Consider the following 15,281-nt stretch of genomic DNA (forward strand, 5'->3'; position numbering starts at 1 on the left):
ATGAAGGTCACGATCCGCCGGGAGAACGCCCTACTGCAGGGCCGACGTGAGACGCGCGAGGTTGTCGAGCACCGTCGATCTGAGCGGCTGCTTCTCCCACTCCTCGAGCGTGAGCTCGCGCGAAAGCGACCGGTACATGTCTTCGACGTCGCGCATCTGGCGTACGAACTCCTCGCCGCGCACGAGCATCGATATCTCCATGTTCAGACCGAAGCTGCGCATGTCCATGTTGCTGGAACCCACGATCGCGACCTCGTCGTCGATGGTGAGGCTCTTCGTATGCAGGATGTAGGGCTTCTTGTACATCCAGATCTTCACGCCGGCGCGCAGCAGCGCCTCGTAGTAGCTGCGCTGCGCATGGTAGACCATCGCCTGGTCGCCCTCCTCAGACACGAAGAGCTCGACGTGGATGCCGCGCTGGCACGCCGTCGTGATCGCGAGCAGCATCGCCTCGTCGGGCACGAAGTACGGACTCACCACGATGATCTTGCGCTGAGCCGCGTACAGCAGCCCCGCGAACAGCTTGAGATTGTTCTGGAACTCGAACCCCGGCCCCGACGGCACGATCTGGCAGTCGAGATCGCCCGGCCCGCTGCGCACGTCGAAGAGGTCGATCTGCTCGGTGAGCACCTCGTCGGTCTCGCTGTACCAATCGCTCAAGAAGACGGCATTGACGGATGCCACGACCGGGCCTTCGATGCGGGCCATGAGGTCGACCCAGTTGAGGCCGCGCTTGATGTTCTTGCGCAAGTTGTACGTCGGGGCGGTGACGTTCTGCGAGCCGGTGAACGCGACGCGCCCGTCGACCACGAGGAGCTTGCGGTGGTTGCGCAGATCGGGGCGCTGGTACTTGCCGCGCAGTGGCTGCACCGGGAGCATCAGATGCCACTGGGCGCCCATCGCGGTGAGGCGCTTGAGGGTGCGCTTGTAGAACGGCTTGCCCCGGTTCGCCCAGTGGTCGAGCAGCACCCGCACAGTCACGCCTCGCGCCGCCGCTTCTTCGAGCGCACGGAAGAAGTTGTCGGTCGCGGCATCCGATTGCAGGATGTAGAACTCGACGTGCACGAAGCGCTCCGCTTCGCGGATGGCGTCCGCCATCGCGTCGAGGCTCTCCTGGTAGTCGGGGATCAGGTGCGCGGCGTTATCGCCGGCCAGCGGCATCGCGCCGAGGTTGCGGTTGAGCGTCACGAGCGACGTGAACCAGTGGGGCGCGTGCGGGCGAAGCGTGCCGAAGTCGAGCGACGCGCTCGTGTCATGGATGTAGTCGTTGATGCGCTCCTGCTTGCGACGGCGCTTGCGCGGAAGCCGCGGGTTCCCGATCAGCAGGAACAGGAACACGCCGATGATCGGGATGAAGTAGATCGCCAGCAGCCACGCCATCGCGGCAGTCGGGCGGCGGTTGCGCGGCACCACGATGATCGCCGTGATACGGATCACGATGTCGACGATGAAGACGAGCACCACCCACCACGTCGCGTCGAACGTGATGGTGATCATCGAGCGGAGCCTCTCCCAGCGTGGGGTCCATCCGCCTGATCGCACGCCGATCGAGCGGTCTGCCCACTGTATCGGGGGCGGCGGACGCCGCCCGCATCGGGGCGACGCCGGCGGGTGGCGCGGGAGGTCCCGCGCACCGTCAGCGCGCGCAGTCGCGGGCGATCAGGCGTCGGTGGAGGCGGTGCCGGGCGCCACCGGAGGCAGCCCGCGCTTGGCGCGCTCTTCGGCCTCCATCTTCGCGTACACGCGACGTTCGGTGCGGTCCGCCCGGATGATGCTGCGCAGCACGAAGAAGAAGATCAGCGACACGAGGACGGTCGGCAGGAGCGTCCAGAGCGCCGCGACCCAGTAATCCATGCGTTCAAGGATACGCGGTGCGGGTATCGCCTCCTCCCCAGCGCTTGAACGCGCCGCTAATCGGTGAGTTGTCCACAGTGACCTCACGGCCTCCTCCACAGCCCCCGCCGGATCCAGGTTTTCGGGAGAACTCCACGGCGGCGGGACCCGCCCGCCCGGGATGCGCCATGCTTTCGCCAGAGTCGCCTCCATGACCCCCACCGTCGTGAAAGCCGCGGATGCCGCGCAGTTCCTGTCCTTCGTCCCCCGCATGCTCGGCTACCACCCGAAGCAGAGCCTCGTCGTCATCCCGTTCCACGGTGCCCGCAGCCTCGGCGCGATGCGGTTCGATCTCCCCGATGATGCTGGCGACGCCGTCGACAGTGTCGCCGCGACGGTCACCGGCATGGTGTGCCGGCTCCCCGAGGCCGACGCCGTCGCCGCGATCGCGTACACCGACGCCAGCTTCTCAGAACACGCACGGATGCCGCATCGCGACCTCCTCGCCGCGCTCGAGCGCCGCGCCGACGCGTGTGGCCTGCGGGTCACCGACCTGCTGTGCGTCGCCGCCGACGCGTGGGGGTCGTTCCTCGACGCCGAGTGTCCGGCCGGCGGGCGCCCGCTCGGCGACCTGGAATGGATGGGACCCGCAGACGTCCCGGAGCCTGACGGTGATCAGGCGACCGGCTCCGGCCTGCCGGAGTGCTCGGCCGAGCAGCGGGAGCGGGTCGCGAAGGCGATGAGCGCGCTCGACACGGCGGTCGCGGTGCTGTGCGGGCCGCCGGCCGACAGCGGCACCGCCGCGCGCACCGCGCGATCGGCGCGCGCCGCGTGCGACGAGCCGGTCACGGGCGCCGCTCGCGAGCGCGTGGTCGTGCCGGCCGGCGGAGCGGGGCGGGGCGGACCGGTGAGCGACCTCGGCCCCGTTCCCGCGCCGGTGTCGGGCGTGGCGGAGGACGAGGCATCCGTCGCCGACGAGGCGGCGCGGGTCGACCCGCAGGCCCTCGCCGCCGTGTGCCGGTTCGACGACCTGCCGGGGTTCTTCGAAGACGCGCTGGCACGACCGCTCGACGCCACGGACACCTACGACGTCGCCGCCCTCGCGTGGTGCCTTACGCGCCCGTCCCTCAGGGATGTCGCGCTCGTGCAGTGGAGCGGCAACCTCGCCCAGGGCGACGAGGCGTTCGACGCGCAGCTGCGATGGGAGTCGGGCGAGGAGTACCCGGCGCATCTCGCGATGCGCATGTGGGGCGAGGGCGACCGGCCGGAGGTGTCACGCCTCGAGACCGCCCTCGAGCTCGCGCGGCACGCGGCCGCGGCAGCGCCGCGCGACGTGCAGCCGGGTCCGCTCGCGATGTGCGCGTGGCTGTCGTGGGCGCTCGGTCGCTCCACACACGCGGCGGCCTATGCGGAGCGCGCGTGCGAGATCGAGCCCGAGCACGGCCTGTCGCAGATCGTGCTGTCGTTCGTGAACGCGGGACATCTGCCCGATTGGGCGTTCCAGCGCACGAGCGCGGGGTGATCCGGGGTGCGCGGCGATGCCGCCGACGGGCTACTTGACGAGCGGGAAGAGGATCGTCTCGCGGATGCCGAGCCCGGTCACGGCCATGAGCAGACGATCGATGCCCATTCCCATGCCACCGGTCGGCGGCATGCCGTGCTCGAGCGCACGCAGGAACTCCTCGTCGATGCGCATCGCCTCGAGGTCGCCGCGCGCGGCGAGCTTCGCCTGCTCGACGAAGCGCTCGCGCTGGATGACCGGGTCGACGAGCTCGGAGTAGCCCGTCGCGAGCTCGAAGCCGCGGACGTACAGGTCCCACTTCTCCACGACGCCGGCGATCGAGCGGTGCTCGCGCACCAGCGGGCTGGTGTCGACCGGGAAGTCCATCACGAAGGTCGGGCGGGTCAGCCCGGGCTTCACGAAGTGCTCCCACAGCTCTTCGACGAGCTTGCCGTGGATCGCGTGCGGCGGCAGCTCGACACCCTCGGCCTCGGCGAGCGCCACCAGGTCTTCGAACGGCGTCTCGGGCGTGATCGTGCGGCCGGCGGCCTCCGACAGCGAGTCGTACATCGACAGGCGGTCCCACTGGCCGCCGAGGTCGTAGTCGGTGCCATCCGCCCAGGTCACCGTGGTCGAGCCCGAGATCGCGATGGCCGCGTTCTGGATCAGCTCCTGCGTGAGGTCGGCGATCCCGTTGTAGTCGCTGTACGCCTGGTAGGCCTCGAGCATCGCGAACTCGGGGCTGTGCGTCGAGTCGGCGCCCTCGTTGCGGAAGTTGCGGTTGATCTCGAAGACGCGGTCGATGCCGCCGACGACGGCCCGCTTGAGGAACAGCTCCGGCGCGATGCGCAGGTACAGGTCGGTGTCGAAAGCGTTGGAGTGCGTGATGAAGGGGCGCGCGGACGCGCCGCCGTGCTGCACCTGCAGCATCGGGGTCTCGACCTCGACGAAGGCGTGCGACGCGAAGGTCTGGCGCAGGCTCGCGTTGACCTTGGCACGGGCGAGGACTGTCTCGCGCGCGCGGTCGCGCACGATGAGGTCGAGGAAGCGGCTGCGGACGCGGCTCTCTTCGCTGAGCTCGGAGTGCAGGTTCGGCAGCGGCAGCACGGCCTTCGACGCGATGCGCCAGTCGGAGACCATGATCGACAGCTCGCCGCGACGGCTCGAGATGACCTCGCCGGAGACGAAGACGTGGTCCCCGAGGTCGACGAGCTCCTTCCAGGCCTGCAGCGACTCGTCGCCGACTGCCGCGAGCGAGACCATCGCCTGGATGCGGCTGCCGTCGCCCGCCTGCAGCGACGCGAAGCAGAGCTTTCCGGTGTTGCGGCTGAAGACGACGCGGCCCGCGACCGCTGCCGTGATGCCGGTCTCGGCACCCGCCTCGAGGTCTGCGAAACGCTCGCGGAGCGCCGGGATCGTGTCGGTGATCGGCAGGCTGACGGGGTACGCCCCGCCCGCAGCATCCGTCCGCTCCGCGATCAGACGCTCGCGCTTGGCCAGCCGCACGGCCTTCTGCTCGAAGACTTCTTCTTCGGTCGGCTCGTCGGGCGCAGTCGCGTCGGTCACGGGGTGGGCTCCTCGGTGGGGGTTCTCCGCAGAACGCGGACCCCCAAGTCTACCGACGTGCTCAAGGGCGCGAGTATGGTCGGAGACGGCCCTGGGAACGCGCACCTCGACACGATCGGACGACGCGATGTCGCAATCTCGTCTCACGATGTCGGATCTCGCAGGGTTCTGGGTCGTCGCGGCCGCGTTCACGACCGTCACCGCGTACGCCACGGTTCCGACGCCGTTGTATCCGCTCTACCAGGCGGCGGACGACTTCCCGGTCCCGGTCGTGACGTTCATCTTCACCGCGTTCGCGGTCGGGGTCGTCTTCAGCCTCTTCCTGATCGGTCACATCAGCGACTGGGCAGGGCGACGGCGAATGGCCGTGATCGCGATCCTGGTGTCGGCGCTCGCCGCGGTGATCTTCATCTTCTGGAACGCGGTGCCGGGCCTCATCGTCGCGAGATTCGTCGACGGGGTCAGTGTGGGCATCCTCAGCGCCGCGGCGACGGCCCACCTCGCGGAACTGCGCGCGAAGGCGCGGCCTGCGGAGACAGCGGTCGTGGCGGCGTCGGTGGCCGGGGCCGCCAACCTCGGCGGGTTGGCACTCGGGCCGCTCGTGGGCGGACTCTTCGCCGAGTTCGCACCCGACCCCCTGGAGCTGCCGCACATCGTGTTCCTGGTGCTCTTCGTCGCGGCGGGGCTGGCGCTGCGCCATGTGCCCGAGACGGTCGACACAGCGGCGCCGCACCCGGCGTACCGACCGCAGCGGCTCGCCTTCCCGGTCGGGTCGGGCGCGGCCTTCGCGGCAGCGGGCACCGGCGCGGCGGCGTCGTTCGCACTGTTCGCCTTGTTCACGTCGCTCGCCCCGACGTTCCTGCACGACACGTTCCACGTCTCCGACCACCTCGTCGACGGCGCGACCGTCTTCGCCGTGTTCGGAGCCGCGGCGCTCGCGCAGGTGCTCCTGGTGCACGTCCCGCAGCAGGCGCAGCTCCTCGTGGCGATCGCATGTTTCGCGGTGGGACTCGTGTCGATCGCCGCGGGCGGGCTGATCCCCGCCCTCGCGCTCTTCATCGCAGGCGGGATCATCGCCGGGTCCGGCGCCGGCATCATGTTCCGCTCGGCGATCGCCGCGGCGAGTGCGCTCGCGGCACCCGAACGCCGGGGCGAGACGCTCGCGCTGCTCTTCCTCATCGCGTACGGCGGCCTCGTCGCGCCGGTGCTCGTCGTGGGGCTCAGTCTCCCGTTCGTGAGCGAGACGACGGTGCTGCTCGTCTTCTCGGCCGTCGTCCTGGTGGCGACGGTCGGCGCGGGTGTCGCGATGCGCAGACACTCGCTCGAGGCGAGGCCGCGTTCCGACGATCGCTCGCCCTGAATCGAGTCGCCCACGAGGAGACGCGACGGCTCCCGGGGTCAGCCTAGGTAGATCTCGGCGTTGTCGATGAAACGATGGCCCGCCACCGAGGCGGCGATGAGTGCCAGGGCGGGACCGCTGCTGCCCTCGTCGACGGGCAGGAACGTCGCCGGGTCGACGATGCTCAAGTATTCGAGCCGGATGCGCGGCTCGCCCATGAGCGCCGACTGCGCGGCGGCGATGCAGGCGTCGACGCCGCGGTCCGCGTTCGCCGCGGCGGCATCGAGCGCCGCCGGGAGAAGGGCTGCGGCCGCGAGGTCGCGGTCCTCGAGCAGGCCGACCCGCGTCGACACGGGCAGACCGTCGTCGCCGCGCACGGTCTCGACGGTCGCGACCTCGATGTCGAAGAACAGGTCGCGGATCATGCGGCGCACGAGGAACACCCGCTGCCGGTCGCGATCGCCGTAGACCGCGACGTCGGGCCCGACCAGGTGGAAGAGCTTCGCCTCGACCGTGAGGAGCCCGTCGAAGTAGAACGGGCGCGCGCGACCCTCGTAGCGGAGGCCGAGATCGCCCGCGGTGACCTTCGTCGTCGCGGAGCCGTCGGGGAGGAGCTCGCTCGCCGCGGGAGCGAACACGACCTCCACGCCGAGCGACTCGAGCAGGCGCTCGTCGTCGTCGGGCGTGCGAGGGTACGCCGCGAACTCGGCGGGCGAGGCGAACCGGAGCGGGTTGACGAACACCGACACGACGACGATGTCAGCGACCTCGCGGGCGCGGTGGACGAGGTCGATGTGCCCGTCGTGGAGCGCGCCGATGGTGGAGATGAGCGCGATACGCGCGCCCGGCGCGGCGGTGCGGACCTCGGCGAGCCGAGCCCGCAGCTCGTCGACGGTGCTGATCATCCTTGGATCGTAGCGGGGGGCTCGGCCGCGGGACCGGAGCCCGCCTCCGCCAGCGCGTGGTCGATCGTCGTGTGCGCGAGGGCCGACAGGAACGAACCCGGGTGCGGCACGCCCGCCTGCGCCAGCAGGGCGGTCGCCTGCCGCACGATCGACCGCGAGAAGTCGCGGGCGGTCGCGATCGCCTCGGCGTACGCGGGCCGCGCCGACTCGTCGACGACCACGGGCTCGCAGCCGAGCTCGACGGCGAGCGCCTGCGCGATCGGCAGCACCGGCCCGGGCGCGGTGACCGCGGCGTACGCGCTCGAGAGTGCCCGCAGATCCATCGAGGTGCCGCTGAACTCGATCGCAGGGTGCACGGCGAGGGGGATCGCGCCCTTCGCGACGGCTGCCGACAGGATGCCGGTGCCCCACGCCGGATCCGTGTGCAGCACGAGCTGCCCCGGCTGCCACGCCCCCACCTCTGCCAGGCCCGCCACGAGTCCCTCGAGCTGGTCGTGCGGCACCGCGACGATCACGAGCTCGCTGCGCCGCACCACCTCGGTCGCGTCGAGGACCGGGACGCCCGGCAGGATCGCCTCGACCCGCTCGGGGTCCGAACCCTGCGTGACGCCCACGAGCGCGTGCCCTGCTCCGCCCAGAGCCGCGCCCAACACCGGTCCCACGCGTCCGGCGCCGATGATCCCGACGCCGAGACGGCCGTCGCGGCTCATCCGCGGCCCTCCCCCGGGTGACGGACGACGGTGTAGCCTGCCGGCGGAGGGGGAACCGTCCCCACGCCTCCCCCAGGCGCCGCCGGCGCGTCGCCCGGAGCCTCCGGGCGCGTCGGCCCGGCTGTCGCGTGAGGCTCTGCGCCGGCCACGGGCTGCGCCGGTGTCGCCGCAGCGGTCGCGTGCGGCTCGGGCGCCGCGGGCGGCGCCGCAGCGGGCCCGTACCCTTCGGGCGCGGCGGCGACGGGGGCCGCAGCATCCGTCTCCTCCTCCGCCCAGCGGTGCGTGCGGTCGGCCAGCGCCGCGCGCACCGAGCCGCGGGCGACGTCGTCGAACAGGGCGAGCGCGGTGTCGCGATCGACGGCCGCGAGGAACGGTGAGACCGGACCGGTGACGACGTGCGCGCGCACGTTGGTGACGCGCGAGGCACGGTCGAGCGGGCCCTGGTGGAGCGCGAAGCTCTGCAGACGCGCGAGCGGCAGGATCACGAGCTTGCGCCACACGACGCCGCGTCGCATCAGCAGCGCGTCGTCGGTGAGGCGGAAGCCGTTGCGGCGGTACGAGAACGGCCGGATCCACCGCGCACGCTTCGGCGTGTTCGTGAAGGTGTCGCCCTCGCTCGGCCCGAGCATGCCCTGCTGCACGATGAGCGCCCGCTCGTCGTCGGGCAGCGACGGCTGCAGCAGCCGCAGCACCCGCTCGACGTCGGCAGCGGTGCCGACCGGCAGCACCGTCGTGAACTGGTCGGTCGTGGTGTCGGTGGCGCTGCGACCGGTGAGGCGGTTGATGCGGATCGTCCACCAGCCGGCGGGGCGCCAGAAGATCCCCTGCGTCACCTCGACGGCGTGCACGCGGCCCGGCGGGACGATCTCGGTGATCGTCGTGAACAGCCCGAACGTGATGCGCACGCCGTCGGGGGTCGGCGCGATCGAGTAGCGCAGCGAACGGACGATCGAGCGCACCCAGTACGCGCCGAAACCGATGATCGCGGGCACGAAGCCGAACAGCAGCCACGTCACGCCCTGGCTCACGCCGATCACGATCGCGACGATCGCGAACAGCAGACCCAGCGTCGAGGTGCTGAGGACATGGGATGCTACGAGCCGGCCGAGCGGGATGTGCACGACCGATTCGAGCTCGGCGACGGGCGCCTCGGGTCCCTCGATGAGTCCGGTGATCTCGCGGCCCACGGTCTGGCTGAGCGCCGCCACCCTGCCGGGCTGCCGCGGCACGGCCGCGGCTCCACCGGCCGCGGCCCCCGCGGGACCGGACGCCATCGCGAGCCGGCGCCCGGAGGCGAGGCGGAGGATGTCGGCGCGGACGGCCTCGGCGTTCGCGGTCGAGAGGTACTCCAGCTTGACGTTGGCGTCGGTGCCCGCGCCGACGACCTCGAGCTTGGCCATGCCCAGCAGGCGCGCGATCATCGGCCGGGTGAGGTTGACGCCCTGCACGCGGTCGAGGGGCGCCCGGCGCTGCGTGCGGAACAGGATGCCGCTGCGCACCTCGACGTCGTCATCGGTGATGCGGAACGTGTGGAAGCGCCACGACGTGTAGAACACCGCGACGATCACGATCAGTGCCGCGAGCACGGCTCCTGCCGCGAGCAGATAGAGGTTGTTCGCGATGACGAAGTCGACCGGGTCGCCGCCGACCTGCTCCCACTCGACGACCTCGTCGCCGACGCCCGGGGCGAGCCACGGCAGGAAGATGTACAGCAGGCGGTCGCGCAGGTTCGCGAACACGATGCCGATGACCACGATCAGGAACAGGCCGCCGCGCAGCAGCGGTGTGAGCGGGTGCAGGCGATGCCATTCGCCGTCGCTGAGCGGCGAGCGCACCAACTGGGGCGGGGGCGCACCGGGCCCTGCCGGAACCGCCGGCGGCGGCACCTCGGGCCCCGTGGGTGCCGGCTCGGACGGAGGGATCGAGCTCATAGCCCCGTGCGCCGGCTCTCGGCCACCTCGACGAGGTGGTCGCGGAGCGTCTCGGCCGTGGACTGGGCGAGCCCCGGGATCACGACGCCGGTCGCCGCGGCGGCGGTCACGAACTTCAGCTGCGCGATGCCGAAGCCACGGTCGAGCGGCCCGTGCGTGATGTCGATGAGCTGCATGCGGCCGTACGGCACGGCGACGAAGCGCTGCCACAGGATGCCGCGGCGGAAGACGAGATCGTCGTCGCGCAGCTGGTACCCGATCGCGCGCGCCTGGCGCGGCAGGATGGCCAGCGTCCACGCGAGGATCACCGTCATGATCCCGCCAGGGATCCACGCCCACAGCTGGTGCATCAGCAGCGTGAGCACGAGCGTGGCGGCGACCACCGCGACGAGGAACGAACCGGTGGAGATCAACTGCACCGTCACGTACTTCGGCGAGATCTGGTGCCACACCCCGCCCTCGAGGGCGAGCCGGTTCTCGGACCGCGGCTCGACCAGCCGCTCGAACTCCGGCGCCGCCGGGGCGCCCGCAGCGCCCGCGTCAGTGACCGCGGAGGCGGGGTTCGAGTCCGGGGTCGTCGCCTCCGGGCTGTTCGTCATCGTCGTCCTTCCGGATCGTGCACAGGTGCTCCGCGACCAGACCCGCGGCGACCAGGAGGGCGCCGCACACGGTCGTCGCGATGACCGTTCCCAACGAGCCTAGCGAGGGCGTGACCGGTCGGGTCGCGAGGAAGATCCAGAGCCCCGCGCCCAGTCCGCCGATGGCCGCGCCCACGATGCTCGACGCTTTCGCGAGCATCGCGACGCGCACCGCGCGGAACGGGTCGACCTTGGCCTTCGACGTGCCGTGCGTGGCCCGGCGGATGGGGACCGCGAGGCCGACGACGACCGCTCCGAGCAGCACCAGGAGGATCGGCAGCGTCACCGCGGGGGTGAACGTGGGACTGCCCGACGAGGTCAGCACCTGATCCACGAGGAAGCCCGCCGCGACCCCGAGGACCGCGGCGATGATCAGCACGCCGGCGCCGGTGCGCTTCATCGGTCCTCCGTCCGCAGCCGGCCGAGCGCTTCGTCGACCCGGCCGACGCCGGGGAGCACGGCATCGGGGTCGACGGCGAGCCACGGCCCCAGCACGAAGTCGCGCTCTGCCGCCCGCGGGTGCGGGAGCAGCAGCCGCGGGTCGTCGCTGACGACGTCGCCGTAGGCGATCAGGTCGAGGTCGAGCGTGCGGTCCTCCCAGCCGCCCTCCCGAGCGGAGCGCTCGGCCGACCGCACCCGGCCGTGCCGCTGCTCGATCGCATGGAGGTAGCCCAGCAGCACCGACGGCGCCAGGCGCGTGGTGAGGATCGCCACGGCGTTCAGGTATGCCGGAGCCGAGGCATCCGGTCCCTCCGGCTTCAGCGCGATCGACTCGATCGGCTCCGAGACGCGCACCGCGTCGACGAGCGGCACCCGTGCGAGGTCGGTGATCGCCGCCGCCATCGTCTCGGCGCGATCGCCGAGGTTGGCGCCGAGCGCGACGACGGCCTCGACCGCCGGCCCCGGGTGGCGCTCCGCGTCCCCGTCGAAGCCCTGTGCGAGACGCCGGTTCATGGGCCCACCGTCCCCGCGGGCTCGGCCGGACGGGCGCGCCGGATCGTCACCGACACGTCCGAGAACGGCACCGTGATCGGCGCCTGCGGCTTGTGCACCGTGACCGCGACCATGCGCACGAGGTCGTACGAGAGGAGGTCGTCGGCGATGCGCGCCGCGACGCCTTCGATGAGGTTGAGCGGCTCGCCGCCGACGAGAGCGACGATCCGCTCGGCGACCTCGCCGTAGTGCACGGTGTCGGCGACGTCGTCGGTCTCGGCCGCCTCGGCGGTGCTGACGTACAGGGTCGCGTCGACCACGAACTCCTGGCCCTCGCGGCGTTCGTCCTCGAAGACGCCGTGGTACCCGTAGGCGCGCACGCCGGTGAGCGTGATCTCGTCGGTGAAGTCCATCAGTCCTCCTGGCCGGTTCGGTCGCGCGGCCCTGCCCAGCGCTCGGCCACCACCAGAGCATCCCGCGTGGCGACGACATCGTGCACGCGCACCGCCCACACCCCGGCCTGCGCCGCGAGCACGCTGGTGACCGCGGTGGCGAGGTCGCGCCGCGCCTCGGAGACATCGACGGCGTCGCCCGGGAGCGCGTCGGTGAGGAACCGCTTGCGGCTCGTGCCGACCAGCACGCGCCGCCCCGCCGCGACGAAGCGGTCGAGCCCGCGCAGCGTCTGCCAGTTCTGCGCGCCGCGCTTGCCGAAGCCGATGCCCGGGTCGACGATCACGCGCGCGGGGTCGATGCCGGCGGCGGCGGCCGCCTCGACCCGCGCGGCGAGTTCGCCGGCCACCTCGGCGACGACGTCGTCGTACACCGCCCCGGCGTACATGTCGGCGGAGTGTCCGCGCCAGTGCTGCAGCACCACGTCCGCGTCGGTCGATCCGACGGCCGCCAGCATCTCGGGATCGGCCATGCCGCCCGACACGTCGTTCACGATCCGCGCTCCGGCAGCCACGGCCAGGGCCGCGGTCGTGGCGTTCATCGTGTCGATGCTGACCACGACGCCGGCGTCCGCCAGGGCCTGCACCACCGGCAGCACCCGCGCCTGCTCGATCTCGGGACTGACCCGCTCGGCACCCGGCCGGGTCGACTCGCCGCCGACGTCGAGGATGTCGGCGCCCTGCGCGCGCAGCAGCAGTCCGTGGGCCACGGCTGCGTCGGCATCCACGTATCGTCCGCCGTCGCTGAAGGAATCGGGCGTCACGTTGACGACGCCCATGATGAGGGTCATGAGCGGCCGGCTCCGATCAGGGCGACCAGCTCGGCGCGCGCGGCGGGCTCGGCCAGCTCACCCCGTGCCGCGATGGTCACGGTGGACGCGTCCGGTTGACGACCGCCGCGCATCGTCACGCACTCGTGAGACGCGTCGAGCACCACGAGCACTCCGCGGGCGTCGAGGGAGCCGGCGATCACGTCCGCGATCTGCTCCCCCAGACGCTCCTGCACCTGAGGGCGCGACGACAGGATGTCGACGACCTTGGGCAGCGCGCCGAGCCCCACGACCTGCTCGCCGGGGAGATAGGCGAGGTGCGCGTGTCCCCGGAACGGCAGCAGGTGGTGCTCGCACACCGAACGGAAGATGATGTCGCGCAGGATCACCGCGCCCGACGGCAGTGTGTCGGGTGCCGGGCCCCGCGAGACCGAGATGGTGTGCGCGAGCGGGGCCGCAGCATCCATCCCCACTCCCGCGAAGAACTCGGCATACGCGTCCGCGACTCGACCCGGCGTCTGCTTCAGCCCGGGGCGCTCGGGGTCTTCGCCGATCGCCTCGAGCAGTTCGCGCACGAGCGCGGCGACGCGCTCACGATCGACGGCCATAGGCCGAGCCTACGCGGTCGCCGGGCGCGCCTGTCCGGTGGGACGGCGCTTCGCCGCCTTCTCGGCGGCCGGCAGCTCGTCGGCCTCGACGCTCGCGGCGAGACCGGCATCGTCGCGGCGCTGCGGTACCTCGACGGGCGGCAGCTCCGAGACGGGACGCTGCTCGCTCGACAGCCACTGCGGGCGCGGGGGCAGACGCTTCACGTCGGTGAAGATCTCGGCGAGTTCGTTGTGGTCGAGCGTCTCCTTCTCGAGGAGCGCCAGCGCGAGCTTGTCGAGCACGTCGCGGTTGTCGTTGATGACCTGGTACGCCTCGTTGTGCGCCTGCTCGATGAGGTCGCGCACCTGGACGTCGACCCGCTCGGCGACGCGCTCCGAGAACTCGCGGCCGTGGCCCATGTCGCGGCCCATGAAGACCTCGCCCGACGACTGGCCGAGCTTGACCGGGCCGATGTCGCCGGTCATGCCGTACTCGGTGACCATCTTGCGGGCGATGTTGGTCGCCTTCTCGATGTCGTTCGAGGCACCGGTGGTCGGGTCGTGGAACACGATCTCTTCCGCGACGCGGCCGCCCATGGCGTACGTGAGCTGGTCCTGCAGCTCGTTGCGCGTGACGGAGTACTTGTCGTCGAGCGGCAGCACCATCGTGTAGCCGAGGGCCTTGCCGCGCGGGAGGATCGTGACCTTCGTGACGGGGTCGGTGTGGTTCATCGCCGCGGCTGCGAGGGCGTGGCCGCCCTCGTGGTACGCCGTGATGAGCTTCTCCTTGTCCTTCATCACGCGCGTGCGGCGCTGCGGGCCGGCGATCACGCGGTCGATGGCCTCGTCGAGCGCACGGTTGTCGATCAGCTGCGCGTTCGAGCGGGCGGTGAGGAGTGCGGCCTCGTTCAGCACGTTGGCGAGGTCGGCGCCGGTGAAGCCGGGCGTCTTGCGGGCGACGACCTCGAGGTCGACGCCGTCGGCGAGCGGCTTGCCGCGGCCGTGCACCTCGAGGATCTTCTGGCGGCCCTTGAGGTCGGGCGCGTCCACGCCGATCTGGCGGTCGAAGCGGCCCGGACGCAGCAGCGCGGGGTCGAGGATGTCGGGGCGGTTGGTCGCCGCGATCACGATGACGTTCGCCTTGGGGTCGAAGCCGTCCATCTCGACGAGCATCTGGTTGAGCGTCTGCTCGCGCTCGTCGTGGCCGCCGCCCATGCCGGCGCCGCGGTGGCGGCCGACGGCGTCGATCTCATCGATGAAGATGATCGCCGGGGCGTTGTCCTTGGCGTTGTTGAAGAGGTCGCGCACGCGGCTCGCGCCGACGCCGACGAACATCTCGACGAAGTCCGAACCCGAGATCGAGTAGAACGGCACGCCCGCCTCACCGGCGACGGCGCGGGCGAGGAGCGTCTTGCCCGTTCCGGGAGGGCCGTACAGCAGCACGCCCTTGGGAATGCGGGCGCCGACCGCCTGGAACTTCGACGGGTCCTTCAGGAAGTCCTTGATCTCTTCGAGCTCTTCGATCGCCTCGTCGGAGCCCGCGACGTCCTGGAAGGTGACCTGCGGCATCTCCTTCGTCACGAGCTTCGCGCGCGACTTGCCGAACTGCATGACCTTGCTGCCGCCGCCTTGCGCGCTCGAGAGCAGGAACCAGAAGAGGAGACCGAGCAGCAGGATGGGGAGCAGCAGCGAGATGAAGCCGTCGAACCAGGTGGCACGCGGGACGGCGTCGTTGAAGCCGTCCTTCGGGTTCGCGTCGTTGATCGCGGTGACGACCTCGTCAGCGCGCGCCGACACGTAGTAGAACTGCACGTCGCTGGCGCCCTCGTACTCCTTCGAGAGCTTCATGTCGACCCGCTGGTCGCCGTCGGTGTTGACGACCTCGGTGACGGTGTCGCCCGAGAGCAGCTCGAGACCCTCCTGCGTGGAGATCTGCTTCGCGCCGCCCAGGCTCGAGATGAGCGAGAACCCCACGATGAGGAAGACCCCGATCAGCAGGACGTAGAAGAGCGGGTTGCGGGTGATCTTCTTGAAGTCCATGGCGCGGGCGCGAGCCCGACCCCTTTCGTCGACGTGCCGCCGCGGACGGGAAAACCCCCGTCGACGGTTGAATCAGGGT

15 protein-coding genes are annotated in these 15,281 nt (G+C 71.2%); 2 read left to right on the forward strand and 13 right to left on the reverse strand.

The features are described from left to right. Positions 1-30 precede the first annotated feature (30 nt). Positions 31-1,497, reverse strand: coding sequence for a cardiolipin synthase (gene cls / locus ACFC1I_RS05210; protein WP_376006805.1), 1,467 nt, complete (start codon positions 1,495-1,497; stop codon positions 31-33). Between the two features lie 162 nt (positions 1,498-1,659). Then, the gene (locus tag ACFC1I_RS05215) at positions 1,660-1,854 is read right to left on the reverse strand and encodes a hypothetical protein (RefSeq protein ID WP_376006806.1); all 195 of its coding nucleotides are present in this window, start codon (positions 1,852-1,854) and stop codon (positions 1,660-1,662) included. Between the two features lie 190 nt (positions 1,855-2,044). On the opposite strand from ACFC1I_RS05215, the gene ACFC1I_RS05220 reads away from it, so the two are divergent. Then, on the forward strand, positions 2,045-3,355 hold the full coding sequence (locus ACFC1I_RS05220; RefSeq protein ID WP_376006807.1) for a DUF4192 family protein: 1,311 nt from the start codon (positions 2,045-2,047) through the stop codon (positions 3,353-3,355). 30 nt (positions 3,356-3,385) lie between these two features. Here ACFC1I_RS05220 and lysS read toward each other — a convergent pair whose 3' ends face one another. Next, entirely contained in the window at positions 3,386-4,900 is a 1,515-nt protein-coding gene (gene lysS, locus ACFC1I_RS05225; protein ID WP_376006808.1) for a lysine--tRNA ligase, read from the reverse strand. A 148-nt stretch (positions 4,901-5,048) separates the two neighbouring features. On the opposite strand from lysS, the gene ACFC1I_RS05230 reads away from it, so the two are divergent. After that, the gene (locus ACFC1I_RS05230) at positions 5,049-6,260 is read left to right on the forward strand and encodes an MFS transporter (protein ID WP_376006809.1); all 1,212 of its coding nucleotides are present in this window, start codon (positions 5,049-5,051) and stop codon (positions 6,258-6,260) included. A gap of 38 nt (positions 6,261-6,298) precedes the next feature. On the opposite strand, the gene panC is transcribed toward ACFC1I_RS05230, so the two are convergent. Genes panC through ftsH form a run of 10 tightly spaced genes read right to left on the reverse strand, consistent with a single transcriptional unit; the run spans position 6,299 to position 15,202 of the window. Next, complete coding sequence (panC, locus tag ACFC1I_RS05235) at positions 6,299-7,144, reverse strand: pantoate--beta-alanine ligase (RefSeq protein ID WP_376006810.1); 846 nt, start codon at positions 7,142-7,144, stop codon at positions 6,299-6,301. Then, positions 7,141-7,854, reverse strand: a complete 714-nt coding sequence (locus ACFC1I_RS05240; protein WP_376006811.1) for a DUF2520 domain-containing protein — start codon at positions 7,852-7,854, stop codon at positions 7,141-7,143. Before ACFC1I_RS05240 ends, panC begins: the two co-directional genes overlap by 4 nt. Next, entirely contained in the window at positions 7,851-9,785 is a 1,935-nt protein-coding gene (locus tag ACFC1I_RS05245) for a PH domain-containing protein (protein WP_376006812.1), read from the reverse strand. Before ACFC1I_RS05245 ends, ACFC1I_RS05240 begins: the two co-directional genes overlap by 4 nt. Next, complete coding sequence (locus ACFC1I_RS05250; RefSeq protein ID WP_376006813.1) at positions 9,782-10,384, reverse strand: PH domain-containing protein; 603 nt, start codon at positions 10,382-10,384, stop codon at positions 9,782-9,784. The genes ACFC1I_RS05245 and ACFC1I_RS05250 overlap by 4 nt, the downstream gene beginning before the upstream one ends. Continuing rightward, a complete protein-coding gene (locus ACFC1I_RS05255) occupies positions 10,326-10,823 on the reverse strand; it encodes a DUF3180 domain-containing protein (RefSeq protein ID WP_376006814.1) in 498 nt (165 codons plus the stop codon). Before ACFC1I_RS05255 ends, ACFC1I_RS05250 begins: the two co-directional genes overlap by 59 nt. Next, positions 10,820-11,377, reverse strand: coding sequence for a 2-amino-4-hydroxy-6-hydroxymethyldihydropteridine diphosphokinase (gene folK, locus ACFC1I_RS05260; protein WP_376006815.1), 558 nt, complete (start codon positions 11,375-11,377; stop codon positions 10,820-10,822). Before folK ends, ACFC1I_RS05255 begins: the two co-directional genes overlap by 4 nt. Continuing rightward, the gene (gene folB, locus ACFC1I_RS05265) at positions 11,374-11,769 is read right to left on the reverse strand and encodes a dihydroneopterin aldolase (RefSeq protein ID WP_376006816.1); all 396 of its coding nucleotides are present in this window, start codon (positions 11,767-11,769) and stop codon (positions 11,374-11,376) included. The genes folK and folB overlap by 4 nt, the downstream gene beginning before the upstream one ends. Continuing rightward, the gene (gene folP / locus ACFC1I_RS05270) at positions 11,769-12,596 is read right to left on the reverse strand and encodes a dihydropteroate synthase (protein ID WP_376006817.1); all 828 of its coding nucleotides are present in this window, start codon (positions 12,594-12,596) and stop codon (positions 11,769-11,771) included. Before folP ends, folB begins: the two co-directional genes overlap by 1 nt. Next, complete coding sequence (folE, locus tag ACFC1I_RS05275) at positions 12,593-13,183, reverse strand: GTP cyclohydrolase I (RefSeq protein ID WP_376006818.1); 591 nt, start codon at positions 13,181-13,183, stop codon at positions 12,593-12,595. The genes folP and folE overlap by 4 nt, the downstream gene beginning before the upstream one ends. A gap of 9 nt (positions 13,184-13,192) precedes the next feature. After that, entirely contained in the window at positions 13,193-15,202 is a 2,010-nt protein-coding gene (ftsH, locus tag ACFC1I_RS05280; protein ID WP_376006819.1) for an ATP-dependent zinc metalloprotease FtsH, read from the reverse strand. Positions 15,203-15,281: the final 79 nt, after the last annotated feature.

Origin of the sequence: Microbacterium sp. NPDC056044 (assembly GCF_042267145.1) — a bacterium.
GTDB lineage: Bacteria > Actinomycetota > Actinomycetes > Actinomycetales > Microbacteriaceae > Microbacterium.

Bases quoted from the DNA above. Each gene is read 5' to 3' on its own strand.
- folP (WP_376006817.1), bottom strand. From the start codon at position 12,596: ATGACCCTCATCATGGGCGTCGTCAACGTGACGCCCGATTCCTTCAGC.
- folE (WP_376006818.1), bottom strand. From the start codon at position 13,183: ATGGCCGTCGATCGTGAGCGCGTCGCCGCGCTCGTGCGCGAACTGCTC.
- cls (WP_376006805.1), bottom strand. From the start codon at position 1,497: ATGATCACCATCACGTTCGACGCGACGTGGTGGGTGGTGCTCGTCTTC.
- ACFC1I_RS05250 (WP_376006813.1), bottom strand. From the start codon at position 10,384: ATGACGAACAGCCCGGAGGCGACGACCCCGGACTCGAACCCCGCCTCC.
- ACFC1I_RS05245 (WP_376006812.1), bottom strand. From the start codon at position 9,785: ATGAGCTCGATCCCTCCGTCCGAGCCGGCACCCACGGGGCCCGAGGTG.
- folB (WP_376006816.1), bottom strand. From the start codon at position 11,769: ATGGACTTCACCGACGAGATCACGCTCACCGGCGTGCGCGCCTACGGG.
- ACFC1I_RS05220 (WP_376006807.1), top strand. From the start codon at position 2,045: ATGACCCCCACCGTCGTGAAAGCCGCGGATGCCGCGCAGTTCCTGTCC.
- ACFC1I_RS05240 (WP_376006811.1), bottom strand. From the start codon at position 7,854: ATGAGCCGCGACGGCCGTCTCGGCGTCGGGATCATCGGCGCCGGACGC.
- folK (WP_376006815.1), bottom strand. From the start codon at position 11,377: ATGAACCGGCGTCTCGCACAGGGCTTCGACGGGGACGCGGAGCGCCAC.
- ftsH (WP_376006819.1), bottom strand. From the start codon at position 15,202: ATGGACTTCAAGAAGATCACCCGCAACCCGCTCTTCTACGTCCTGCTG.
- ACFC1I_RS05215 (WP_376006806.1), bottom strand. From the start codon at position 1,854: ATGGATTACTGGGTCGCGGCGCTCTGGACGCTCCTGCCGACCGTCCTC.
- panC (WP_376006810.1), bottom strand. From the start codon at position 7,144: ATGATCAGCACCGTCGACGAGCTGCGGGCTCGGCTCGCCGAGGTCCGC.
- ACFC1I_RS05230 (WP_376006809.1), top strand. From the start codon at position 5,049: ATGTCGGATCTCGCAGGGTTCTGGGTCGTCGCGGCCGCGTTCACGACC.
- ACFC1I_RS05255 (WP_376006814.1), bottom strand. From the start codon at position 10,823: ATGAAGCGCACCGGCGCCGGCGTGCTGATCATCGCCGCGGTCCTCGGG.